The sequence below is a fragment of the Vibrio crassostreae genome (assembly GCF_024347415.1).
In the GTDB taxonomy this organism is placed as follows: domain Bacteria; phylum Pseudomonadota; class Gammaproteobacteria; order Enterobacterales; family Vibrionaceae; genus Vibrio; species Vibrio crassostreae.
In genome coordinates this window covers 72832-96993 of record NZ_AP025476.1, presented here as the reverse complement: position 1 = coordinate 96993, position 24162 = coordinate 72832, and the positions used below count along the sequence as shown (strand labels likewise).

At 46.0% G+C, this 24162-nt stretch carries 22 protein-coding genes; 7 read left to right on the top strand and 15 right to left on the bottom strand.

Annotated features, from left to right (window positions below; genetic code table 11):
• Positions 1–57 precede the first annotated feature (57 nt).
• Positions 58–1101, bottom strand: a complete 1044-nt coding sequence (gene hemB / locus OC193_RS00465; protein ID WP_017060158.1) for a porphobilinogen synthase — start codon at positions 1099–1101, stop codon at positions 58–60.
• A gap of 208 nt (positions 1102–1309) precedes the next feature.
• Between hemB and OC193_RS00460 the strand changes: the two genes are divergently transcribed.
• Complete coding sequence (locus tag OC193_RS00460; protein WP_048661278.1) at positions 1310–2071, top strand: TatD family hydrolase; 762 nt, start codon at positions 1310–1312, stop codon at positions 2069–2071.
• Positions 2072–2359: 288 nt separating this feature from the next.
• On the opposite strand, the gene tatC is transcribed toward OC193_RS00460, so the two are convergent.
• The 7 genes from tatC to rmuC all read right to left on the bottom strand — a co-directional run bounded on the left by tatC (position 2360) and on the right by rmuC (position 8695).
• On the bottom strand, positions 2360–3115 hold the full coding sequence (tatC, locus tag OC193_RS00455; RefSeq protein WP_017060156.1) for a twin-arginine translocase subunit TatC: 756 nt from the start codon (positions 3113–3115) through the stop codon (positions 2360–2362).
• Between the two features lie 148 nt (positions 3116–3263).
• Positions 3264–3671, bottom strand: coding sequence for a Sec-independent protein translocase protein TatB (gene tatB, locus OC193_RS00450; RefSeq protein ID WP_048663042.1), 408 nt, complete (start codon positions 3669–3671; stop codon positions 3264–3266).
• 3 nt (positions 3672–3674) lie between these two features.
• Positions 3675–3929 (bottom strand): Sec-independent protein translocase subunit TatA, encoded by a 255-nt coding sequence (tatA, locus tag OC193_RS00445; protein WP_017060154.1) that lies wholly within the window; start codon positions 3927–3929, stop codon positions 3675–3677.
• 53 nt (positions 3930–3982) lie between these two features.
• Complete coding sequence (ubiB, locus tag OC193_RS00440; protein WP_048661277.1) at positions 3983–5617, bottom strand: ubiquinone biosynthesis regulatory protein kinase UbiB; 1635 nt, start codon at positions 5615–5617, stop codon at positions 3983–3985.
• Positions 5614–6219 (bottom strand): ubiquinone biosynthesis accessory factor UbiJ, encoded by a 606-nt coding sequence (locus OC193_RS00435; RefSeq protein WP_048661276.1) that lies wholly within the window; start codon positions 6217–6219, stop codon positions 5614–5616. Before OC193_RS00435 ends, ubiB begins: the two co-directional genes overlap by 4 nt.
• Before the next feature lie 98 nt (positions 6220–6317).
• Positions 6318–7097 (bottom strand): bifunctional demethylmenaquinone methyltransferase/2-methoxy-6-polyprenyl-1,4-benzoquinol methylase UbiE, encoded by a 780-nt coding sequence (gene ubiE, locus OC193_RS00430; RefSeq protein ID WP_026012235.1) that lies wholly within the window; start codon positions 7095–7097, stop codon positions 6318–6320.
• A 65-nt stretch (positions 7098–7162) separates the two neighbouring features.
• Complete coding sequence (gene rmuC, locus OC193_RS00425; protein ID WP_048663041.1) at positions 7163–8695, bottom strand: DNA recombination protein RmuC; 1533 nt, start codon at positions 8693–8695, stop codon at positions 7163–7165.
• A gap of 138 nt (positions 8696–8833) precedes the next feature.
• Between rmuC and OC193_RS00420 the strand changes: the two genes are divergently transcribed.
• Positions 8834–9727, top strand: coding sequence for a DMT family transporter (locus OC193_RS00420; RefSeq protein ID WP_048663040.1), 894 nt, complete (start codon positions 8834–8836; stop codon positions 9725–9727).
• A 128-nt stretch (positions 9728–9855) separates the two neighbouring features.
• Here the strand turns inward: OC193_RS00420 and OC193_RS00415 are convergent, their stop codons facing one another.
• The 3 genes from OC193_RS00415 to ftnA form a co-directional block, all read right to left on the bottom strand.
• Positions 9856–11049 (bottom strand): BaiN/RdsA family NAD(P)/FAD-dependent oxidoreductase, encoded by a 1194-nt coding sequence (locus OC193_RS00415; protein WP_048661273.1) that lies wholly within the window; start codon positions 11047–11049, stop codon positions 9856–9858.
• Between the two features lie 250 nt (positions 11050–11299).
• Positions 11300–11623 carry a universal stress protein UspB gene (gene uspB, locus OC193_RS00410; RefSeq protein WP_048661272.1) on the bottom strand — a complete coding sequence of 108 codons (324 nt, stop codon included), beginning with the start codon at positions 11621–11623 and terminating at the stop codon, positions 11300–11302.
• Positions 11624–11691: 68 nt separating this feature from the next.
• Positions 11692–12219 carry a non-heme ferritin gene (gene ftnA / locus OC193_RS00405; RefSeq protein ID WP_017066029.1) on the bottom strand — a complete coding sequence of 176 codons (528 nt, stop codon included), beginning with the start codon at positions 12217–12219 and terminating at the stop codon, positions 11692–11694.
• A gap of 189 nt (positions 12220–12408) precedes the next feature.
• On the opposite strand from ftnA, the gene uspA reads away from it, so the two are divergent.
• Entirely contained in the window at positions 12409–12843 is a 435-nt protein-coding gene (gene uspA / locus OC193_RS00400; RefSeq protein WP_017060149.1) for a universal stress protein UspA, read from the top strand.
• Between the two features lie 52 nt (positions 12844–12895).
• Entirely contained in the window at positions 12896–13774 is an 879-nt protein-coding gene (locus tag OC193_RS00395; protein WP_048661271.1) for a carboxylate/amino acid/amine transporter, read from the top strand.
• A 112-nt stretch (positions 13775–13886) separates the two neighbouring features.
• Here the strand turns inward: OC193_RS00395 and OC193_RS00390 are convergent, their stop codons facing one another.
• The 3 genes from OC193_RS00390 to OC193_RS00380 all read right to left on the bottom strand — a co-directional run bounded on the left by OC193_RS00390 (position 13887) and on the right by OC193_RS00380 (position 18633).
• A complete protein-coding gene (locus tag OC193_RS00390) occupies positions 13887–14477 on the bottom strand; it encodes a hypothetical protein (RefSeq protein ID WP_048661270.1) in 591 nt (196 codons plus the stop codon).
• A 141-nt stretch (positions 14478–14618) separates the two neighbouring features.
• Complete coding sequence (locus OC193_RS00385; protein WP_017060146.1) at positions 14619–15398, bottom strand: class I SAM-dependent methyltransferase; 780 nt, start codon at positions 15396–15398, stop codon at positions 14619–14621.
• A gap of 112 nt (positions 15399–15510) precedes the next feature.
• The gene (locus OC193_RS00380) at positions 15511–18633 is read right to left on the bottom strand and encodes an EAL domain-containing protein (protein ID WP_048663039.1); all 3123 of its coding nucleotides are present in this window, start codon (positions 18631–18633) and stop codon (positions 15511–15513) included.
• A gap of 126 nt (positions 18634–18759) precedes the next feature.
• Here OC193_RS00380 and asnC point away from each other — a divergent pair, with 126 nt between their 5' ends.
• Positions 18760–19224, top strand: a complete 465-nt coding sequence (asnC, locus tag OC193_RS00375; protein WP_008218581.1) for a transcriptional regulator AsnC — start codon at positions 18760–18762, stop codon at positions 19222–19224.
• A gap of 70 nt (positions 19225–19294) precedes the next feature.
• On the opposite strand, the gene prlC is transcribed toward asnC, so the two are convergent.
• The gene (gene prlC, locus OC193_RS00370) at positions 19295–21337 is read right to left on the bottom strand and encodes an oligopeptidase A (protein ID WP_048663038.1); all 2043 of its coding nucleotides are present in this window, start codon (positions 21335–21337) and stop codon (positions 19295–19297) included.
• Between the two features lie 279 nt (positions 21338–21616).
• Between prlC and OC193_RS00365 the strand changes: the two genes are divergently transcribed.
• Together OC193_RS00365 and gorA are read left to right on the top strand one after the other, a co-directional pair.
• A complete protein-coding gene (locus tag OC193_RS00365) occupies positions 21617–22456 on the top strand; it encodes a 23S rRNA (adenine(2030)-N(6))-methyltransferase RlmJ (RefSeq protein ID WP_048661267.1) in 840 nt (279 codons plus the stop codon).
• 187 nt (positions 22457–22643) lie between these two features.
• Positions 22644–23999, top strand: coding sequence for a glutathione-disulfide reductase (gene gorA, locus OC193_RS00360; RefSeq protein ID WP_048661266.1), 1356 nt, complete (start codon positions 22644–22646; stop codon positions 23997–23999).
• The last annotated feature ends 163 nt before the right edge of the window (positions 24000–24162 follow it).

The following is a 24162-nucleotide window of genomic DNA, read 5'->3' as shown; positions in this document are numbered from 1 at the left end:
GAAAGGGCTGGCACAATGGCCAACCCTTTACTGATCACTTAAGTGAACTCTACACGATTACTTTTCTTTTAAGTGCTCTGCGGCTTGTGCATTGTCTTCTGCAAGCCATTCAGCCACATCTTTAGCGAAGTAAGTAAGAATGCCATCAGCACCAGCGCGCTTAAAGCACAGCAGTGATTCCATGACGGTTTCACGCTCTTTCAGCCAACCGTTTTGAATCGCCGCTTTGTGCATCGCATACTCACCAGACACTTGATATGCAAATGTCGGCGCTTGAAGTTCATGCTTCACACGGCGCACGATATCTAGGTAAGGCATGCCAGGCTTAACCATCACCATGTCCGCACCTTCATTAAGATCCATCGCGACTTCGTGAATCGCTTCATCGCTGTTCGCAGGATCCATCTGGTAGTTCTTCTTGTTACCACCTTTCAGGTTCGAAGCACTGCCGACTGCGTCGCGGAATGGACCGTAATAGCACGATGCGTATTTCGCAGAGTACGCCATAATCTGAGTGTGAATATGGCCGGCTTCTTCTAGCGCCTCACGGATTTTACCAATACGACCGTCCATCATGTCCGATGGTGCAACCACGTCAGCACCCGCTTCAGCGTGTGATAGTGCCTGCTTGATCAAGACTTCAGTCGTCTCATCATTCATCACGTAACCATCTTCATCGATGATGCCGTCTTGGCCGTGAGTGGTGAATGGGTCTAGTGCTACGTCAGTAATAACGCCAATGTTTGGCACATGCTCTTTTAGTAAACGTACAGCGCGCTGCACTAAACCTTCTGAGTTATGAGCTTCAGCTGCGCATAAACTTTTAGCATCTTGGTTCACGACTGGAAATAGAGCAATCGCAGGAACACCCAGCTTTGACAGGTAATCTGCTTCCTCAAGCATGTAGTCGATCGACAAGCGTTCAACACCTGGCATTGACTCGACAGGCTCGCGGCGGTCTTTACCCATCAGGATAAACATTGGGTAGATTAGATCATCCACAGACAATTGATTTTCTGCCATTAGGCGACGGCTAAAGTCGTGCTTACGCATACGGCGCATACGGCGACCTGGGAATTGACCTTGAATTGAAACAGACACTAGATTCTCCTTGCCTAGTCTAAGCACCGAAATACTTAGATATGAAAAGTGCTAAATACAGGCAAAAGCATATCACTGATGGCTCAGGACGCTAGCAGTAAAATATGAAACCCACTCAAAAACAGGGATAAATGGCAAAAAATGACCTTCTCCTCACACTGCCGTATACTCATGACAACTCAGTAAAGACCGCTTTCAGGACAAAACAATGATCGACACCCATGCTCATATTTACGCGAGCGAATTTGATGAAGACCGCGAGCAAGTCGTACAGCGCGCACTGGCTCAAGGGATTGATACCATTCTATTGCCGAACATCGATTTAGAATCTATCGAGCCAATGTTAGCAACGGAAGCGCAGTTTCCTGATGTGTGCCGTTCAATGATGGGCTTACACCCTTGCTATGTCGATGCGAATATCGAGCAAACCCTCAAAACCATTCGAGCTTGGTTTGATAAGCATGACTTTATCGCCGTGGGTGAGATTGGTATCGACTTGTACTGGGATAAAACCTTCAAGGCTGAACAAGAGATGGCTTTCGTGACTCAGCTGCAGTGGGCAAAAGAGCTCGATCTACCGGTGGTGATCCACACCCGTGATTCCATTGAAGAGACACTTGCCCTACTTCGTAAAGAACAAGATGGCAGCTTACGCGGGGTATTCCACTGTTTTGGCAGCAGCTTAGAGGAAGCTCAAGCGATCAATGCGTTAGGTTTTCACTTAGGTTTAGGCGGCGTTTCGACCTTTAAGAACTCAGGGATGGACAAGGTAATCCCACATCTTGATATGGATTACGTCATTCTAGAGACAGATTGCCCATACTTGGCACCAACACCGAATCGCGGTAAACGTAATGAGCCAGCCTATACAGAATTGGTGGCAAAACGCATCGCCGAATTGCGCGGAATTACCCTTGAAGAAGTCGAAAACATAACCAGCACAAATGCTAAGGCATTGTTTAATCTATGATGAATCTATTAATAAGTAATTATTACGGATTTATCCTGAATTTATTTGAGAAAGCTAAGTGATATGTATAGTATCAACCACCTGCATATGGAGGTAGTTGATTATGTGTGACCATTCACAACACTTACAACGTCAACATCGAACCCTATGGCATAAGATTTTGGGCATCAAAGAGCTCTATATATGTCAGAACTGTGGCTATCAGTTAAAGATTCGATAAACAGACATAATAAAAAAGCGGCCCTAGGCCGCTTTTTTATTATGTGATTCTTACTGAAGCATTCCGAATTAAGATTCAGCTTCTTCCTCTTCATCCGCATCTGGCTTACGCGTATAAAAACGTGCGAAGAACAGACCAATCTCAAACAGAATACACATTGGAATCGCCAACAGTGTCTGTGAGATCATATCTGGTGGTGTCAACATCATACCGATGATGAAAGCACCTACGACGATGTAAGGACGCTTTTCAGATAGAGATTGAGGCGTTGTCGCCCCCGTCCAACATAGCAAGATAATCGCAACGGGCACTTCAAAGGCAATACCAAAAGCAAAGAACAGCGCGAGTACAAAATCAAGATAGCTTGAGATGTCGGTTGCGAACTCTACCCCCCCTAATGATATGGCCGTAAAAAAGCCAAATACCAACGGGAATACAATGAAGTAAGCGAACGCCACACCACAGTAAAACAGCAATGAACTTGAAGCCAATAGCGGCATGATCAAGCGTTTTTCATGCTTGTATAAACCCGGAGCAACAAAAGCCCACACCTGATACAAAATAAACGGAACCGCGAGGAATATAGACGCGATCAAGGTTAATTTCAGTGGTGTGAAAAATGGCGATGCAACATCGGTTGCGATCATCGTCGCCCCTTCAGGTAGACGATCTACCAAAGGTGCTGATACGAATTCATAAATATCATTAGCAAAATAAATTAGCCCGACAAATATCACTAGCACCGCGACAATCGCACGTAGTAGACGATTACGTAGTTCTAGAAGGTGGCTAATTAAAGGCTGTGTCTGCTCAGTCGAAGACATGTCAAACCTCTTAAACAGGAAGATCGAAAAGGAGCCGCGCGTGTATCTATCCAGTTGAATTGGTATCCACTTGAATAGTTATTTACTTGAATAGCTATCTATTTAAACATCTAGCGACTCAAGTATCCGGCGACTCCTCCTTGCGAGACTATTCGGCTTTCTTATCTGACGGTTCTGAAGCATCGCTGCTAGTCTGAATGGTTTCAGGCTCAGCAGTTTCCGTGACACTAGGTTTAGTCTCACTTGGCTTATCAGACTCAGGCTTAGCATACGGACGTTGAACCTCAGCAGCGGCCTGCTTGAGTTCATCGACTGACGCTTTAAGGTCTGGAGATAAATCTTCCATGCCCATTTTTTCCGCCTTGCGTAGGTTTTCTTGCAGCTCCTGCACCTTAAGCTCATGAGAAAGTTCATCTTTCACACTATTTGCCATGCTTTTCGCTTGTCCAACAAACTTGGAAATACTGCGAATCGCCACCGGTAAACGCTCAGGCCCTAAAACCACTAACCCAACGACAGATATTAATACCAGTTCCCAAAAACCGATATCAAACACGATTTACGCCTGCTCTTTGTCTTTCTTTGTTTCAGCAGTTGTTTCAGCGTGAGCTTCTGTCTTCTGCTGTTCAATATTCTTTGGTTCGAAGTCTGCATCTTTCTTATCTGCAGGCTTGTCTTCATCGCTCATCGCTTTTTTGAAGCCTTTAACCGCTGAACCTAAGTCACCACCCATACCGCGCAGTTTCTTTGTTCCGAATAGCAAAATTACAATTACAGCAATGATTAGAAGTTGCCAAATACTGATACCACCCATTGTCATTGTCCTCGGGTCTGTCTACACATAAAAATATTAAGAGAGTCTACTGTCTAACGACGGTAAGCTCGCCAACTAAGCAACCAAAATGTGACACCTGCGATGCCACAGCCCATAGATAGCTGCTCATAAGGGCTTGAAACTAATATTGCGGAGCATACGACTAAAGTGGCTCCAACGCCAAACAAAAACTTTCCAGTTGCTTGCTGACGCTTACTATCTCGGTAACCTTGATAAAGCTGATCCATTCTGTGGTTCATCGCTTTACCTTGGCGCAAGCTGTCATAAAGTAGCTCTGGCAGCTCTGGCAGTTTTTCTGCCCAGAATGGCGCGCGCTCTTTTACTGCGTTAATCACAGCTTGCGGCCCCACCTGATTCATCATCCAGGTTTCAAGGAAAGGCTTGGCGGTTGCCCACAAATCAAGCTGCGGATACAACTGGCGGCCTAGACCTTCCACATACAACAAGGTCTTCTGCAGAAGCACCAACTGAGGTTGAACCTCCATGTTGAAACGTCTTGCTGTATTAAATAAGTTTAGCAACACATGGCCAAATGAGATCTCGCCAAGTGGTTTTGCAAAAATTGGCTCACACACCATGCGAATCGCGAACTCAAAGTCGTTGACGTTGGTGTCGTGTGGCACCCACCCCGAATCAACGTGCAGCTCAGCGACTTTACGATAATCTCGGTTGAAGAAAGCCAGCAGGTTTTCTGCTAAATAACGCTTATCTTCACTGTTGAGTGTGCCGACAATGCCACAATCCAAACCTATCCACTGCGGGTTATCTGGGTTTTCTGGGTTAACGAATACGTTGCCAGGGTGCATGTCTGCATGGAAAAAGCTATCACGGAACACTTGGGTGAAGAATACCGTCACACCACGTTCCGCGAGCAATTTCATGTTGGTGCCGTTGGCGTTTAGCGTTTCAATATCTGAAACCTGAATACCATAGATTCGCTCTGACACCATCAAGGTTTCACTGCTTAAATCAGGGATAACCTCTGGAACATACAGCTCTTCACTACCTTCAAAATTACGTCGAAGTTGAATTGCATTGGCCGCCTCACGGCGCAGATCTAGTTCATCCAGTAACGTTTTTTCGTACTCGTGAACCACCTCAACAGGTTTCAAACGACGTGCTTCAGGAAGCGACTTAGCGACTATACGCGCCATTCGGTGCATCAGTTTTAGATCTGCATCAATCACCGGGCGAATATCAGGGCGAATTACCTTGAGAACAATCTCGCGGCCGCTCTCTTTGAGTTTCGCAGTATGCACCTGAGCAATAGAAGCTGAAGCCAAAGGCTCGATATCAAAGTCGGTAAACCAGTTATCTAAACTGCCACCGAGCGCCTTTTCCATATCTTGTTTAGCCAATTGACCATCGAATGGCGCAACTTGGTCTTGCAACAGTGCCAACTGATCCGCGATATGAGGAGGGAACAGATCGCGACGTGTCGACATCATCTGTCCGAACTTGATCCACACAGGGCCAAGTTCTTGCAGCGCGAGACGTAAGCGATGACCCAACTCTTTATCTTGATGCTTGTTCTTAAGCCAAAACAGCGACTTTCGCGCCAGCAAAGGGGCTTTGGTCAATTGGTGCTCTGGCATCAACTCATCAAGGCCATATTCCAACTGTACCTTGATAATATGATAAAGACGTTTCAGTTCTGTTGGGGTCATGCTTTCTCCAACAGAGCGTTCAACTTAGCTTCAAGACGTGCTGCAGAGCTTTTCACGTCATCAACCTGATCGCAAAAGTGCGCGACTTCTAATGGCGCTGGTGCGATCTTCCACTCTTCAGTCAGAACTTGAGCAACATGGCTTTGATGTTTGCTGGCTTGCCTTGCCACAAAACCACCGACGTTTTTAACGCCTTGGACCAAGGTATGAGCAACCACATCACCCGTTACGCGCGATAACCACTCTTCCAAGTCAGGCTTGCAGTCTGTCATCAGTTGAGCGAATTTCTGAGCCAGTTGAATGTCACCCTCTAAGATCAGCTTATCTTGCTTGATCAGCTTGGTGATGTTCGATTGCTCACGCAGTTCCGGTAACACCGATAAATTCAAAGATAGGTAGCAATCAGGCTGCCCTTCGTATTCCGACAACACATCAATTTGTTGGCTGAAAACGAAAGTGAGTGTTTTATTCAACTCTTTCAAATTAACTTGAATGATCTGCCCCTTTAAACGAGACAAACGACGAACCAAAGCTGGATCATCGTTCACGAAAGTATTTAAAGAGGTTTCAATAACCGCGGTGACCAATGGATCAAATGGCATGACTGTCCTTACCTTTGAAAACGGATAAGCCTTAACCTATCCGTTCTGTCTTTATTCTTATTGTTTAGCACGCTCAACGAGCCTGCTACCAAGTTCGACTAGAACTTGTAACCGCGGTGCAGCGCAACAATGCCGCCCGTTAGGTTGAAATATTTAGTATTCTCGAAACCCGCTTCCTGCATCATGCCTTCCAAAGTCTCTTGGTTAGGGTGCATGCGGATAGATTCTGCAAGGTAACGGTAGCTGTCTGCATCGTTAGCAATCAGCTCACCCATTTTTGGCAATAGGTGGAAAGAGTATGCGTCGTAAACCTTTGATAGTGGCTCAAGCACTGGCTTAGAAAACTCAAGAACCAACAGACGACCACCCGGCTTAAGCACGCGGTACATTGAACGCAGCGCTTGGTCTTTATCGGTTACATTACGCAGACAGAAGCTGATGGTAATGCAATCGAAGTAGTTATCCGGGAAAGGCAACTCTTCAGCGTTCGCTTGTACATAGTGTACGTTGCCAACAATGCCGCTATCACGCAGCTTATCACGGCCAACATTCAGCATTGAGTTGTTGATATCAGCAAGAACCACGTGGCCTTTTTCACCAACGATACGCGAGAATTTCGCAGTAAGGTCGCCAGTACCACCACCAAGGTCTAGGATACGTTGACCCGGGCGAACGCCACTGCAATCAATCGTGAATCGCTTCCACAAGCGGTGAACACCACCCGACATTAAGTCATTCATGATGTCGTATTTAGCGGCTACAGAGTGAAATACCTCTGCTACTTTCGCGACTTTTTCGTCTTTCGCGACTGTTTCGAAACCAAAGTGTGTGGTTTCTGACTCTACTGCTGAATTTGTCTGCACGCTTGTGTCCATAATGCTGTTATCTACCATGGTAAGTTTTCATCGACAGCACGCTCCGTGTTTAGAGGCGCTGCGGCCGATTAGTTTACTTTATCCTCAGCGGGTTGTCTTTCTACTAAGGAGGCATTTTCTGAAAAAGCCTCATTTTGCGCCATTTCGGTCAAACCAATCGAGATAGGTTTCTTCACCTCAACCCCGAGTTGCTTGAAGCTTTCGGCCTGACGAATCACGTTGCCACGGCCTGTTACTAGCTTATTCATCGCACCTTGATAGCTTTGGTTGGCTCTATCTAACGAGCTACCAAGGCCTTCCATATCATCGACAAACAAGCGCAGCTTGTCGTAAAGCTTACTTGCACGTTCTGCGATGGCTTGTGCGTTCTGGTTCTGTCTTTCATTGCGCCACAGGTTATCAATGGTACGCAGTGCCACCAGCAAGGTTGTTGGGCTGACCAATATGATATTTTGCTCCATCGCGTCTTTCACCAAGCTAGGATCGGCTTGAATCGCGACTTGGAATGCAGGTTCGACCGGGATAAACATCAACACATAGTCCAAGCTCTGGATGCCTTTAAGCTGATGATAATCCTTCTGGCTCAGTCCTTTGATGTGCGCTCTTAACGATACCAAGTGATCACGCAGTGCTGCATCACGCTGTTGATCGGTTTCAGCATTGAAGTAGCGCTCAAACGCGACCAACGCCATTTTCGAATCGACTACTACTTGCTTATCTTGTGGTAAGTGGACAATCACATCGGGTTGATAACGCTTGCCGGCATCGTTTTGCAGGTTCACTTGCGTTTGGTATTCATGCCCTTCTCGCAAGCCTGATTCAGCAAGCACACGCGCCAGCACCACCTCACCCCAGTTACCTTGCTGCTTGTTATCACCTTTAAGCGCCTGAGTCAGGTTAACCGCTTCACGTGTCATGCTCTCGTTGAGGCGCTGCAGGTTTTTCAGCTCATGCACTAAGGTGTGGCGCTCTTTGGCTTCTTGGCTAAAGCTGTCATTAACCTGCTTCTTAAAGCCTTCTAATTGCTCTCTCAACGGCGACAGCAATCCTTCTAGGCTCTGCTTGTTCTGTTGATCAACCTTGGCGGTTTTACTCTCAAAAAGTTGGTTCGCTAACAATTCAAACTGCTGCTTAAGTCGAGATTCAGCTTGTTCTAGCAACTGCAGCTTTTCGCTATTGGCGAGGTTTTCTTGATCATGCCTTGCTTCTTGTTCGCGCAGTTCGGCTTCCAATTCAGATTTATGGTCTTTCAGCACATTGATCTCATCAGCGTACTGCTGGCGCTCTTGCTTTACTGCCTCAAAGTAGCGCAGCTTTTCCATCGCAGCCATCACCTTACCGTGTGCTTGCTTGAGCTCGAATGCCGCTTTGTCTCGGTCATCATCTAACTCATTGAGTTCTTGTTGCGCCTCTGCGAGTGATGATTTGAGCTGAGCTTGCTGAGATTCATGCAACAAACGATCGGACTCTAGCTGCTGCTCGAGCAATCGCTGCTGAAAAGAGAGCTTCTGTTTAATCCACCAACCCACGACGCCACCGCTGACGAGCGCGCCAGAAATTGCAGCAATAAGCGTTGCCTGATATTCGATAATCCATTGCATGATAATGATTTAGCCTAATTGGAAATAACTCATTAAATGGTATTTTGATACTGGATAAATGTCCAGTTTGCCGTATTAAAATTCGACAGATAGACTAGGCGCTCCGTATTCTGTCCCATCAAATTAAAATGAGTTGCCATGAACGAACGTCGTGCCTTAGGCTTTGGCCTTTCCGCAGTACTGCTGTGGTCAACGGTCGCTACTGCTTTTAAGCTGACCCTTGCTGAGTTTTCACCTATTCAAATGCTGACTACCGCTAGCATTGTGTCGTCGATTGCGCTGATCGCAGTCTGCGCCTTTCAGGGCAAGCTTTCTCAGCTGAGTACTACGTTCCTTTCAAACCCTTGGTATTACTTACTGCTCGGCTTGGTCAACCCATTGGCCTATTACCTGATTCTATTCAAAGCATACGACCTGCTTCCCGCTTCACAAGCTCAAGCCATCAACTACAGCTGGGCGATCACGCTAACCTTAATGGCAGCGGTTTTTCTAGGGCAAAAGATTCGTAAACAAGATTGGATTGCGTGTACCTTCAGCTATGCGGGTGTGGTAGTTATTGCGACCAAAGGCGACGTGTTAGGCATGCAGTTCGATAGCCCACTCGGTGTGGCGCTAGCGCTGCTTTCAACTTTGCTTTGGGCGGGATACTGGATTCTCAACACCAAAAACAAGGCTGATCCCGTGGTTGGCGTACTGCTTGGATTCTTAGTGGCATTACCCTTCGCGATCGGTTTAACCATTTTTGAGGGCGAAAGCTTTAGCCAAATTACGGCGAAGGGTTGGATGGCGGTGACTTACGTTGGTCTATTCGAGATGGGCATTACCTTTGTATTGTGGTTATCAGCACTCAAGCTAACCAATAATACGGCGCGTATCAGCAACCTAATCTTTGCCTCACCGTTTATCTCGCTAATGCTACTTTCGACCATTATTGGCGAAGAGATTCACCCAGCAACACTGTTTGGCTTGGTACTGATCATTGCTGGTTTAGTGATTCAGCAGATCAAGTTTTCAAAAAACAAAGCTGCGTAAATAAGAGCGAAAAGACTCGATTGATCGAGAAAGTCATCAATTGAGTTACTTTTAACTCTAAACTAGATACAAAAATGGCGAGTCGTATGACTCGCCATTTTTATGTAATTTTAAATCTATGGGTAAGCTTAAACCCACTGACCTGCTGCAAAGCCAGAACTCCAGCACCATTGGAAGTTATAACCTCCAAGCCAGCCAGTTACGTCCATCACTTCACCGATGAAGTAGAGGCCAGAGACGCTCTTACATTCCATGGTTTTTGAAGATAGGTGATTGGTGTCCACACCGCCTAGAGTTACTTCGGCCGTTCGGTAGCCTTCGGTACCGTTTGGCGCGATTTTCCAATTTTCTAGGTGCTCTACGATGTCATTCAGCTGTTTTTCATTGAACTGCTTAAGCGGCTTGTCTTCCAGCTCTTTACGATCAATCAACACTTCCACAAAACGCTTCGGTAGTGCTTTCGCCAAGGTATTTTTCAGGCTCTGATTTGGGTGCTTCTCGCGAGAGTTAGCCAGCAACTCAGCTACATCGACTTCAGGTACTAGATTAATCGAAACCGACTGACCCGCTTTCCAGAACGAAGAAATTTGCAGAACTGAAGGACCCGATAGGCCGCGGTGGGTAAAGAGCAACGCTTCTTTGAACAAGGTTCCGTCTTGCGCGGTGATCTCGGCAGGAATTGCGATGCCAGAAAGCTCAGCGAAAGCTTCTTTATCTTCTTTATGCAGAGTGAATGGCACCAAGCCTGCGGTAGTTGGCATCACAGACAAACCAAATTGCTCGGCAATCTTGTAACCAAATGGCGTTGCGCCCAGCTTAGGCATCGACAAACCACCGGTCGCTACCACCAGTGAGTCACACTCAACTTGGTCGGTATTGAAATGCATCTTGAAGCCAGAATCGGTCTTTTCGATAGAATGAACATCACAACGATAACGCTGTTCAACTTTCGCCTGCTTACACTCTTCAAGCAGCATACTCACAATGTCTTTTGCGGTGTGGTCATTCACACAGAACAACTGGCCGTGGTCTCGCTCTTCGAACTCTATACCGTACTTGCTCACCATCGAGATAAAATCCCAGTTGGTGTATTGAGATAAAGCTGACTTCACGAAGTGAGGGTTGTTACACAGGAAGTTGTTGGCTGAAACATCATAGTTAGTGAAGTTACAACGGCCGCCACCTGAGATTAAAATTTTTCTGCCTGGTTTCTTTGCATGATCAACCACCAGCACTCGTCGGCCGCGTTTACCAGCTTCCGCAGCACACATTAAGCCCGCGGCGCCCGCACCAATTACGATTACATCAAATTTTTCACTCATGTGGTTCTGCTTTTCTTCACTTTTGCAGCCCGAGTACGCCCTGTTCTCGAAATGCCATCAATAAAAAAGGATGTGCATAAACAGCACATCCTTACTAATTGCTCGCTATTTTAGCGGCAATTTTAAACTTTGCAATTGATGTTCAATTGTACAATTTGCAGACAGCAGCAAAACCACTACTTGGCTTAGCGAACCAACAACCGAAGCTTCACACCAAAGCCTAAGCTCTACTTCATATGTACTAAAAAACTTAGACGATGAAAGAAGCCAGCAAGGTTACACCTAGCAGAGCGGAAGAGAGTATGAATAACTGCCTTACACGATCACACTTGGAAGTGAACACTTCATCATGGTGATGGTGATACTCTTTGCTTTTGATGTAACTAAACAGACGAACCTGTTTGGTCATATTGCCATGAGTTGTGAAAAAACCGCCTCCGTCTACTTGTTGATAAAGTAGAGGATGCGCTTCTCGCATAATATAAATGAGCGTTCTTAGCGCAGTAAAATAACGCGCCCAGTTCACGCAAGTCACAACCATTAGTGCAAATAGAATAGTGTCGCCGCTGATCATCCTTTCCTCCCTACATCTTCATAAGAAAACTCAAAAGAAAAAGATAATCAGTGTCTTTCTCGTACTACCTAAACGGCAGGAGCTTCCATAATTGAAGATGAACCATCTTTTGCCAATTGCGCTAGGTCTTTATCAATAAAGAACAGTGCTTTACCGTCTTCACCAACAAGTTCTAGCTTATCCAATACACCTTTAAACAACTTCTCTTCTTCGTGTTGCTCTGCAACGTACCATTGCAGGAAGTTAAAGGTTGAGTAGTCTTGTGTGCTGAAAGCAACGTGAGCCAGTTTGTTGATCTTTTCAGTAATCATCTGCTCATGTTCATAAGTTTCACGGAACACTGCGCCAAGGCTTTCGAATTCGTGTTTTGGTGCTTCAATTGCACCCAGAATTGGCATTGCACCTGTTTCGCTTACGTAAGTGAAAAGACGCTGCATATGTTCCATTTCTTCTACTGCATGAACACGCAGAAACTCTGCTGCACCTTCAAATCCTTTGTCTTCACACCAAGCACTCATTTGTAAGTATAGATTGGATGAGAAAAATTCTAGGTTAATTTGATCATTCAGTTGCTCAACCATAGTTTTTGACAGCATTTAAGACTCCTAATTACATCCTCAATTTTCTCTACTATATCACTTTTTAATGAATATCTCGCAGGCCATTAGTTAACCAATATTTCGAGCCGTCATTACGCAAGACAGTGGATATGAGATCACTTCAGCAAAAAAAGCCACCGCATAGTGCTAATCTTTAAACAGACAATGAATAAAGGAGGTAGAGATATGAGTTACAAACATATTTTGGTCGCGGTCGATTTATCAGAAGACAGCAAATTAATTGTGGATAAAGCGGTAGCATTGGCAAAGCCATTGGAAGCCAAAGTCTCTTTTATCCATATCGATATTAACTACGCGGAACTCTACACTGGCCTGATTGATATCAACATGGCCGAAACACAACATAACGCGATGGAAGCATCTCGTATTCAGCTGCAAAATTTTGCGGAGCACGCTCAATACCCGATCACCCATACCCTGGTGGGCAGTGGCGATTTGAGTCATGAGCTGTGTGACACCATCAACGAGTTCAATGTTGATCTCGTGGTTTGCGGTCACCATCAAGACTTTTGGAGCAAACTGCTTTCTTCAACACGACAACTGATCAACGCCTCTCCGGTTGATATGCTGGTCGTGCCTCTAAGAGATTCAGAAGACTAATGATTTAAGGTTAGGTAACATACAGCTCATATCTTATTAACGAAGTTTTACTATGAGCTATTTAGCTGGTGTTACCCTCCTATGGGCCTTCTCCTTTAGCCTGATCGGCGTTTACCTTGCGGGTCAGGTTGACTCTTGGTTCTCTGTTTTAATGCGTGTTGCCCTTGCTGGCGTCGTATTTCTTCCTTTTCTAAAGTTTCGCGGCATATCGCGTAAGCTGATCGCTAAATTGATGGCGATTGGTGGTATCCAGCTTGGCCTGATGTACTGCTTCTACTATCAGTCTTTCTTACTGCTATCTGTTCCTGAAGTCCTTTTGTTTACCGTTTTCACGCCAATTTACGTCACGCTGATTTATGACTTTCTCAAAGGGCAATTCTCTCCGTGGTACCTAGTGACTGCGGCAATTGCGGTATTAGGCGCGGTATTCATTAAATTCGCAGGCATCAACGAAAACTTTTTAGTTGGCTTCCTCGTCGTGCAAGGCGCGAACCTGTGCTTTGCTATCGGTCAGGTGGGCTACAAAGTTGTGATGGAGAAGGAATCGACCGAGTTACCTCAGCGAACCATATTTGGTTACTTCTACTTAGGGGCGCTATGTGTCGCTTCGGTTGCTTTCATGCTACTGGGCAATCCAGAGAAACTACCCACCACCACACTTCAATGGGGAATCCTGATCTACCTTGGCTTGATTGCTTCGGGGCTGGGTTACTTTATGTGGAATAAAGGTGCATGCATGGTGAATGCCGGTGCACTGGCGGTAATGAACAATGCATTGGTTCCTGCTGGTCTTGTGGTGAATATCCTGATTTGGAACAGAGATGTCGATTTGGTTCGATTGTCTGTTGGTGGCGCCGTTATCTTGTTCTCTTTGTTCGTCAATGAGACTTGGGTGAAGAAGCGCGTAGCAAGATCCGCAAGCAACGCTTAGCTGATTTGAACGAGATACATAAGCTAGCTCGGATAACCCCAAAAAGCAAAAGAGCGACCTAAGGTCGCTCTTTTTAAATCATCGCTGTAGCAATAAACCATTCGAATCAACTTCAGTGAATGTGATTATGGCTCACTACCTGAGTCTTGGTTTCAGTGAAGGCGACATCATCAAGTTGTAGATTGATGCGTTCAAGGTCACTTTCCAGTTTCTGGCTTTTCTTAAACAGCTTTTGCTGTTTCTTAATCATCTTCGCGAGCTTTTTGTTGTACTTCTCTTGTTTCTTAGCTGCTTTCTTCGCTTGTTTGAGTTCAGCTTTCTCATCACTACTCGCCTTCGCCATCAGTTTTTTCAACTTGGCTTTTTTCGGTGCTGCCTCTTTTTTTGCAAGCTCAGGAACAATATCAGTTGCGGCTGGATCGAACATTTGCACGCTAGGCTCAATTGTCTCGTTGATTTCTGCAAGCGATAGCTCTGGTGCAGGTAATGTTTCCGCTAACAGGCCGCATGCGACTTTCTCTTCAACGGGTTTGTTTTGACAACCAATAGGTGGAATTGCGGTTGGTTTGCATAGATTCGCTTGATCCGCCGAAGAACGCGCACAAGAACGACACACGAACTTAGGTTCAGTCACCAAGCTGTGGATCTCGCCCAAGTGTTCAGTGATATCTCGACGGTTTAACTTACAAAAGCGTTTAGCCATGCTACAACTCCAGCTAAGAATAATAATGATTCTTAGTTAGATATACATCCGTAACGCGACTATCGCAAGTGTTAAATGGCAATTTATCGTATTTATGACGGGAAATTTTCTTAGCGTGTATCTAAGTTATTGATGCATCAATTAAGTCATTGATGCTTTCACATAGACGTCAAAGCGGTTCTTTTTGGTTTCTATCGCCATACTCGGTTTTTGCTCGTCTAACCAAGCTGCGTAATCCGGTCTTTTGACCACAACGCGCTTCGATGCCAATTTCATCGCCGGCTCAAATAGACCATCAGCATCCAGATCGGCACCCACCAAAGATTGGAATACGCGCATCTCTTTTTTAACCAAAGCCGATTTCTTTTTGTTCTCTGGGTGTGGGTACATAGGGTCTAGATACACCACGTCTGGTTGTTCGAAATCAGGATCGTTACTGAGCTTATCTAGCGCATCGTGACTCGAAGCGTGAATCAACTTCATACGTTCGCTGACCCAACCACCGATGTCTGGGTCTTGTTGCGCTCGCTGCAAGCCATCATCAAGCAGTGCTGCCACAACGGGGTGACGCTCGACCATTTGTACCTTACAACCTAGAGAAGCCAACACAAACGCATCGCGCCCTAAGCCCGCAGTGCCATCGAGGATAGTTGGCGTTGCGCCTTTGTTTAAACCAGCGGCTTTGGCAATCGCCTGACCTTTACCACCACCAAACTTACGTCGGTGACCGACAGCGCCTCCCACTAAATCAACAAAGATAGCGCCAAGCTTAGGCTCATCGACTTTACGTAGCTCAAGTCGCTCACTAGTCAGTACCAAAGCAAAATCACTGCTTTCATCATGAGATAAGTTCCAGCGGGTCGCTAAGTCATTCAAGTGATCGATTTGGGTAGCATCTTCACAAATCAGTTGTAGTTGCAAGGTCGTCTCCAACAGACAGTCGTATTCAAAACAAAAGAGGCAACCAGTTTACCTGATTGCCTCAACAATACATATTAGCGGTGAAAAGTATTCCCAGCTAAAGTCGGCTTACCTAAACCAATAGCTCTGTCTCGCGCTCTTGCCTTAACTCTTCAACGAGCTCCGCCAGTGGCTTAGGTCGCCCTATGATGTAGCCCTGCGCGTAGTTCACACCAAGCTCGATCAACTTATCTATGATTTGAGTATTTTCAACGAACTCAGCCACGGTATGTTTACCCATCTGCTTAGCTAAATCATTGATCGAGCGAACCATCACATGGTCCATCTCATTGACATCAATATCACGTACAAACAAGCCATCGATCTTCACAATATCGACCGGCAGTTTTTTCAGATAACCAAACGACGATAGCCCTGAGCCAAAGTCATCCAGTGCAATCATGCAGCCGAGCTCTTTGATTCGAGTGAAGAATTTGATCGCCTGCTTCATGTTACTCATCGCAGCCGTTTCGGTGATCTCTAAACAAATCTTATGACACGGTATCGATGAATCACTCAGGCTATCTATCAAGAACTCGACAAACTCACGGTTACCCATCGAGTGACCGGAAAGGTTAATTGAACACATCCCCAACTCATCAATGATATCTGGTCGTTGTTCCAACCAACTCAAGGTTTGACCCACCACTTGGCGGTCAATCAAATGCGCGATGTTGTAGCGCTCAGAGGCTGGCATGAAGATCCCCGGAGAGATGTACTCACCTTTGATATTCTTGATACGTACCAAGATCTCAAAGTGCATTTTTTCACTATTTTCATCTAGACCAAGAATGCGCTGAGCAAACAACTCTAAGCGGTCATTCGCCAAAGCCTCATGCACTAAGTTGACACACTCCATCTCTAAGTGACGACGACGCAGGTCTTCATCATCTTGATGGTAAAGGTTATAACGGTTACGGCCTTCTTCTTTAGCCGCATGACAAGCCGCATCCGCCTGAGCATGCACCATCTGCGGTGAAGCCGCAGTATGGTCAATCAATCGAATGCCAATAGAGCAGGTCAGGTTGAGTCGAATATCATCCCACAAGAACGGATTCTCGCTCATCATCGAGATAATACTGCGACACACATTCACCGCATCTCGCTCAGTACAGTCTTTCATTAGTACTGCAAACTCGTCACCGCCCATTCGCGCTAACACCGCATTATAAGGCAGTACATCTTCCAGCAAATTGGCGCTAAACATGATTGCGGCATCACCCGCTTCATGCCCTGCGGTGTCGTTCAGGACCTTCAACTGATCCAAGTCTAAGAACAACATTGCATGAGTTCGCATGTGACTCTCAACCTCTTTGAGCGCTTTTTGCAACTCTTGCTCAAAGTGGTTACGGTTGAAGGTATCGGTTAGCAGATCATAACGAGCTTGATACTCTAACTTTTCAGAGAGCTCGTGTGTTTCTGTTATGTCTTCCCCCACAATCAACAGCTGATCAGACTCCACAAGCGGGCGAATATTTTCTCGAATCCAGATCTTACTGCCGTCGGCATGGCGATATTCGATATCACGACGCCATACCCCACGAATCTTATGTTGTGGTTGCAGCAAAATATGACGTGGAATCATCGCGTTCTCATCGACATAGAACTCTCGAGGGCGGTGCCCTAATAGTTGATCTAGCGGGTAACCTAGTAGCTGCTCCGCAAACTGGTTCACTTGTTGGATGCGGTTATTGCCATCGAGGGTAATCATCATCACCGGTTGTTTGTCGTAATATAACTTGAGGTTCGCTTCGCGCTGGAACAGTTTATTCTCAGCCAGCTTACGAGAGGTCACGTCACGCGCTTCAAACAGGAACTGAGTGTCTTCCTTCTCATTGCCTGGCATCGACTTCAATGAAATATCCAACACCATCGCACCACGATCACGACACCACACCTCAGCTTCAAATCGTAAGGCTGGGTGTTCACTTTTAGTGATGAAATATTCACTTAGCACTTCTCGTGCAGAATCTTCCCAATGTTGATGTTGCTGCAGAGGTGTTCCCAGTTTATAGCCTTGGTTATAAAGCAGCTCATGTAGCTTGCTGTTACTCGACAACAACACACCGCCCTTATCAATAATGCCCATGAACTGCAGGCTTTGATCGAATATCGACTCAAGCAGCAGCTGGCTTTGTCGGCTGGCACGTTCACTTTTCTTTAGGCGATTGAGGTAATACACCAATGTCGCGATGACACACGACATAACCAAAAACAGCAAACCTACGGTGCGAATTTCATCGCGGTAGCGTACTAAAAATGACTTTGGCTTGTTGAGGAAGGTCACCGAGGCTTCATTCTCGGCACCCAAATCCCATCTTGAGATCTGTTGGTAATCAAGTTTGATTTCTGGCGCGCCAGCAACCACCAATGGCAATGGTGCCTTGGGGTTTTTCAATACACTCAACAATACGCGCCCGGTGTCTCGGCCTTGTGTTTCTCCGCTTTGAATCACACCACCAATCGCACCAAAACCTAGCCCTAGATCGTGCACCATGTACAATGGCATTTGGGTCTTGATATTCAGTTGTCGCCAATCTTCATCACTGCTCACTCTACCTTGCGCATCGCGGTAATACGCCCAAAACAACAAGCTCTTGCCTAGATCTGCACGTTGAGAAAATTTCATTAACTCTTGGTAGGAATCCGGCACATAGTGCTCAACGAGATCAGAAAAATCGGGATGGGTTTTGATGAACAAATCGATTTGAGAACGAATCGCCTCACCCGTGACCGAGTGATCAGTAACAATGTAGATTTTCTTTACGGTAGATTGAATACGCTTAACTAGCTCAATATTGCCAACTAAGTCGATATCTTCGGTGATGCCCGTCGCGTTCAAACCTTCGATCATTTCAGGGGAGAAGTTGTTGATGCCACCAAAGATCACTGGCGTATCTTTAAGATCGGGCGCAAGGCGCTTCATTAGGTTGAGCGCGTTATTGTCACTAACGACAATTGCTGCAAATTCTTCATGCAGTAACTTGGTATGATAAAGCTGATACACGCGCTCTAGGTATTCTGGGTTTTGAGTGCGTTTACTATCGAGATAAACCACACGGTAAGACAGCCCGTCACGATCGAGCTCATCTGATAATCCTTTATGGAAATCATCTGTCCAAAAAAAGCCTTGGTGGTAGGAGTGGATCACCAATACATCCTTTGTCTGAGCTGAAGCAAACACACTCCAACACATCACAATAAAAAATAACGAAAATCGCACTGAATTCACCCTAACCCTATAGTTACTGCTAATATTATCACCCTTGGCTATGATGTGTACTCAGGCCGGTATGTTTTTCATTCAATCTAAGGATTATGCATGTCCACAACCACAGCTCGTCTTGATGATCTAGACCGTGCCATCCTCAAAACCTTGATGGAAGATGCACGTACTCCTTATGCTGAAATGGCAAAGCAGTTCGATGTCAGCCCTGCGACGATTCACGTCCGTATCGAGAAAATGAGATCGGCCGACATTATTGAGCGTACCGAGGTTGTGGTAAACACCAAAAAGCTAGGTTACGACGTGTGTTGCTTTATTGGTATCAACCTCAATGCTGCCAAAGATTACCACTCAGCGATCGCCAAGCTGAATGCCTTAGATGAAGTGGTTGAGGCGTACTACACCACTGGTGCTTACAATATCTTTGTAAAGCTGATGTGTAAGTCGATTGAAGAGCTGCAGTTTGTATTGATCGATAAGCTGCAAGCAATCGATGAAGTTCAGTCGACAGAGACACTGATTTCATTACAGAACCCTATCAACCGCAACGTTAACCCATAATCGTTTGATAAATAGATACAAAAAGAGCCTCACAAGGAGGCTCTTTTTTTACATTCTTATCAGCACAATATTAAGCGCTGATACCCGCATGGCGCAGCATCGCATCAATTTGTGGCTCACGACCACGGAAGCGTTTAAACAGCTCCATAGGCTCTTCACTGCCACCCATTTCAAGGATGTTATTCAGGAAGCGATTGCCCGTTTCAGTGTTGAAGATACCCTCTTCTTCAAATGCCGAAAACGCATCAGCTGAAAGCACTTCTGCCCATAGGTAGCTGTAGTAACCTGCGCTGTAACCACCAGCGAAGATATGACCAAAGCTGTGTGAGAAACGGTTCCAATCAAGGCTTGGCAGTACCGACACCTTAGATTTCACATCCGCTAGCGTTTCTAGTACGCGAGCACCCACTTCTGGGTCGTATTCTGTGTGCAGTGTAAAGTCAAACAGGCCAAGCTCTAACTGACGCAGAATAAACATCGCAGATTGGAAGTTCTTCGCCGCTAGCATCTTCTCTAGCATCTCTTTTGGTAATGCTTCACCCGATTCGAAGTGACCAGAGATAAACGACAGCGCTTCTTCTTCCCAACACCAGTTCTCTAGGAACTGACTTGGTAACTCAACCGCATCCCAAGGCACACCATTGATACCCGCAACTGCGCCCGCTTCTACTTGCGTTAGCATGTGGTGGATACCGTGGCCAAACTCGTGGAACAGAGTCACTACTTCATCATGAGTAAATAGCGCAGGCTTATCACCAACTGGTTTGTTGAAGTTACACGTTAGGTAAGCGACAGGTGTTTGTAGCTCGCCAGATTCAGTAATACGACGACCACGACAGTCATCCATCCAAGCACCGCCACGTTTGTGCTCACGTGCGTATAAATCTAGGTAGAAGCTACCGCGCAGTGCTCCTGTCGCATCAAATATATCAAAGAAGCGCACTGACTCATGCCATGTGTCGACGCCTTCACGCTCTGTTACCGACATACCAAACACACGATTCAGTACCTCAAACAGGCCTGAAACCACATTAGATTCTGGGAAGTAAGGACGAAGTTCTTCATCAGAGATCTCGAACAGGTTCTGCTTCTGCTTTTCGCTGTAGTAAGCGATGTCCCAAAGATTTAGTTCAGAAACTCCAAACTCTTTTTCAGCAAACTGACGCAGTTCTTCAACTTCGCGTTCACCTTGCGGTTTTGCTTTTACTGCTAGGTCGTTTAGGAAACCAAGTACTTGGTCTGGCGTTTCAGCCATTTTGGTCGACAGTGATTTTTCGCTGTAAGTGCTGAAACCTAGCATGCGAGCGATCTCGTGACGCAGTTTAAGCTGCTCTGTGATGACCTCAGTGTTGTCCCATTTGCCTGCATTTGGACCGCGATCTGAAGCACGAGTTACGTAAGCTTCGTACAACTCTTTACGTAACGCTTGGTTATCACAGTAAGTCATCACAGGTAGGTATGATGGGATATCTAGAGTCAGTAGGTAACCTTCTTGCTCTTTAGATTCGGCCGCCGCTTGAGCTGCCGCCAGTGCCGATTCAGGCATACCCGCCAGTTCAGCTACGTCTGTGATCTGCTTGCTCCAACCCATGGTTGCATCAAGCACGTTGTTTGAGAATTGAGAGCCTAGCTCAGACTGACGCTTGCTGATCTCACCGTAACGGTGCTGTTCGTCAGCTGGCAGGCCAATGCCTGACAGCTCGAAGTCACGCAGTGCATCGGTAATGGTTTTTTGTTGAGCTCGGTTCAGTGCAGAGAATGCTTCGCTCGCCTTGATCGCTTTGTACGCTTCAAACAAGCCTTTGTGTTGGCCAACCCAAGTGCCGTACTCAGACAGTACTGGTAGGCAGCTCTCATACGCTTCACGCAGTTCGTCGCTGTTCACAACAGAGTTCATGTGGCTTACTGGTGACCAAATACGGCCTAAACGATCATCCACTTCTTCAATCGGAGCAACGAGGTTGTCCCAGCTTGGCGAAGTATTACCTTCAAGTACTTGTTCTATCTTGTTGCGACACGCTTCAATCACTTGCTCAACCGCTGGCTTAACGTGCTCAGGTTTGATTTGTGAAAACGGAGGTAAGTCCGTGAAGGTTAATAGCGGATTAGACATATAAACATTCCTTTGGCTTTAGAGACTTTCGTCTTTTTTGTAATGAGGTCGTCTTACAGTCATCAGGCTCAGGTTCGCCCTAAAAAATCACCTGCGAATAGTTATTAAATAGTGCCCAATAAGGCAAATTTCAATAGTAGAACCAATAACTAACCACATATTGCGAACGACTGCTCCTGAATTGTTCGAGAATTTATGGTCCATTGAGGGTTATAATGGTCTGATTAACCCCACCTACACTAACCACACTCTAAATCGAGAGTGTTACGAGAGTTTAATTTGTTAAGTTATCGCCACAGCTTCCACGCAGGTAACCATGCCGACGTAGTAAAGCATATCGTACAGAGCCTTATTCTTAATTCTTTGAAACAGAAGGATAAGCCTTTTGTTTATCATGACACTCACTCTGGTGTAGGTCGTTACGACTTAACGCACGAATGGTCTGAAAAAACCGGTGAATACAAGCAAGGTATTGCTCGTGTGTGGGAGCAAAAAGACCTCCCTGAAGACATTCAAAGCTACCTTGAGTCTATCTCAACACTAAACAACGGCGACAAGCTGCGTTATTACCCGGGTTCACCACGTGTTGCACGTGCTCACCTGCGTGACCAAGACCGTATGGTACTGACCGAGCTTCACCCGGCCGATCACCCTCTGCTTGAGCAAGAATTCCACCGCGATCGTCAGGTATCTATCTACAAAGAAGATGGCTTCCAACGCTTAAAAGGCAGCCTACCACCAAAAGAACGTCGTGGTTTAGTACTGATCGACCCGCCTTACGAGCTTGCAAAAGAGTACCGTGATGTCGTGACTGCAATCGCTCAAAGCCACAAGCGCTGGGCAACCGGTATCTACGCAATTTGGTACCCGGTAGTAAACCGCTGTGATATCGAAGATATGATCGAAGGACTTGAAGGCTTAGGCATCAACAAGATTCTACAAATCGAACTTGGCGTATCACCAGACACCAACGAGCGTGGCATGACAGCATCAGGCATGATCGTGATTAACCCGCCTTGGAAGTTAGAAAGCCAAATGAAAGAGATTCTTCCATTCTTGAAGGAAGCAATTGCGCCGGCGACCGGTCACTTCAAAGTAGAGTGGATCGTACCCGAGTAATCTCGAATCCATATCATAGACTGAAGAATCTTCAACAGACTGTGATGTGGACGAATAAATTTTAAACAGGGAGATTGAGTTCAACCGATCTGCCCTCAATATAATAATTAGACAATTTAAGAATCTATAGGACGTAGGTATCCGGTGCTCTCACTGTGACTACAACCTTCAATAAATGGAGAAAGTAATGGCGACTCATTTTGATTACATCTGTATCGGCGGCGGTTCAGGCGGCATCGCATCAGCAAACCGCGCAGCAATGCACGGTGCAAAAGTTGCACTTATCGAAGCTCAAGACCTTGGTGGTACTTGTGTAAACGTTGGTTGTGTTCCTAAAAAGGTAATGTGGCACGGCGCTCAAGTTGCTGAAGCGATCAATCTATACTCTGAAGATTACGGCTTCGACGTTGACGTAAAAGGCTTCAACTGGAGCAAATTGGTAGAAAACCGCCAAGCGTACATTGGTCGTATCCACCAATCTTACGATCGCGTACTGGGTAACAACAAAGTAAACGTAATCAAAGGCTTTGCTAAGTTCGTTGACGAGAAGACGGTTGAGGTGAATGGTGAACACTACACTGCAGATCACATCCTGATCGCGGTAGGTGGTCGTCCAACCATTCCAAACATCCCAGGCGCAGAGTACGGCATCGACTCAAACGGCTTCTTCGACCTAATGGAGCAACCTAAACGTGTTGCTGTTATCGGCGCGGGATACATCGCAGTTGAGATCGCAGGCGTACTAAGTGCACTTGGCACAGAAACACACCTATTCTGCCGTAAAGAATCACCACTACGTAGCTTCGATCCAATGATCATCGAAACGCTAGTAGAAGTAATGGAAGCAGAAGGTCCAACACTTCATACGCACTCAGTGCCTAAAGAAGTTGTGAAAGAAGCAGACGGCACACTGACTCTACACTTAGAGAACGGCAACACTCAAAACGTTGACCACCTAATCTGGGCTATCGGCCGCCACCCAGCGACTGACGCTATCAACCTAACATCAACTGGCGTTGAAACTAACGACCGTGGCTATATCAAGGTAGACGAATTCCAAGCGACTAACGTTCCGGGCATCTACTGTGTTGGTGACATTATGGAAGGCGGTATCGAGCTAACTCCTGTAGCAGTTAAAGCAGGTCGTCAGCTTTCTGAGCGTCTATTCAACGGTCAAACCAACGCGAAGATGGACTACAAGCTAGTTCCTACTGTTGTATTCAGCCACCCACCTATCGGCACGATCGGTCTAACGACTCAAGAAGCTGAAGAGCAGTACGGCAAAGACAACATCAAGGTTTACACATCTGGCTTCACTGCGATGTACACAGCAGTCACCAAGCACCGTCAACCTTGTAAGATGAAGCTAGTATGTGCTGGCGAAGAAGAGACTGTAGTTGGCCTACACGGCATCGGTTTCACTGTTGATGAAATGATTCAAGGCTTCGGCGTTGCAATGAAGATGGGCGCAACCAAAGCAGACTTCGACTCTGTTGTGGCTATTCACCCAACGGGCAGCGAAGAGTTCGTAACTATGCGTTAATCAACGCCTTTAGTTGATACTTTAAGAAGCAGTCCTTGGGGCTGCTTTTTATTAACCAGCTTGAACAAAAAAAGAACACATAAAGCACTGATATATAAAAAATTATAAAAGATTGTCAAATATCAGCAAAATCTACAGATCGTACTTATAGAATCCCGTTCAT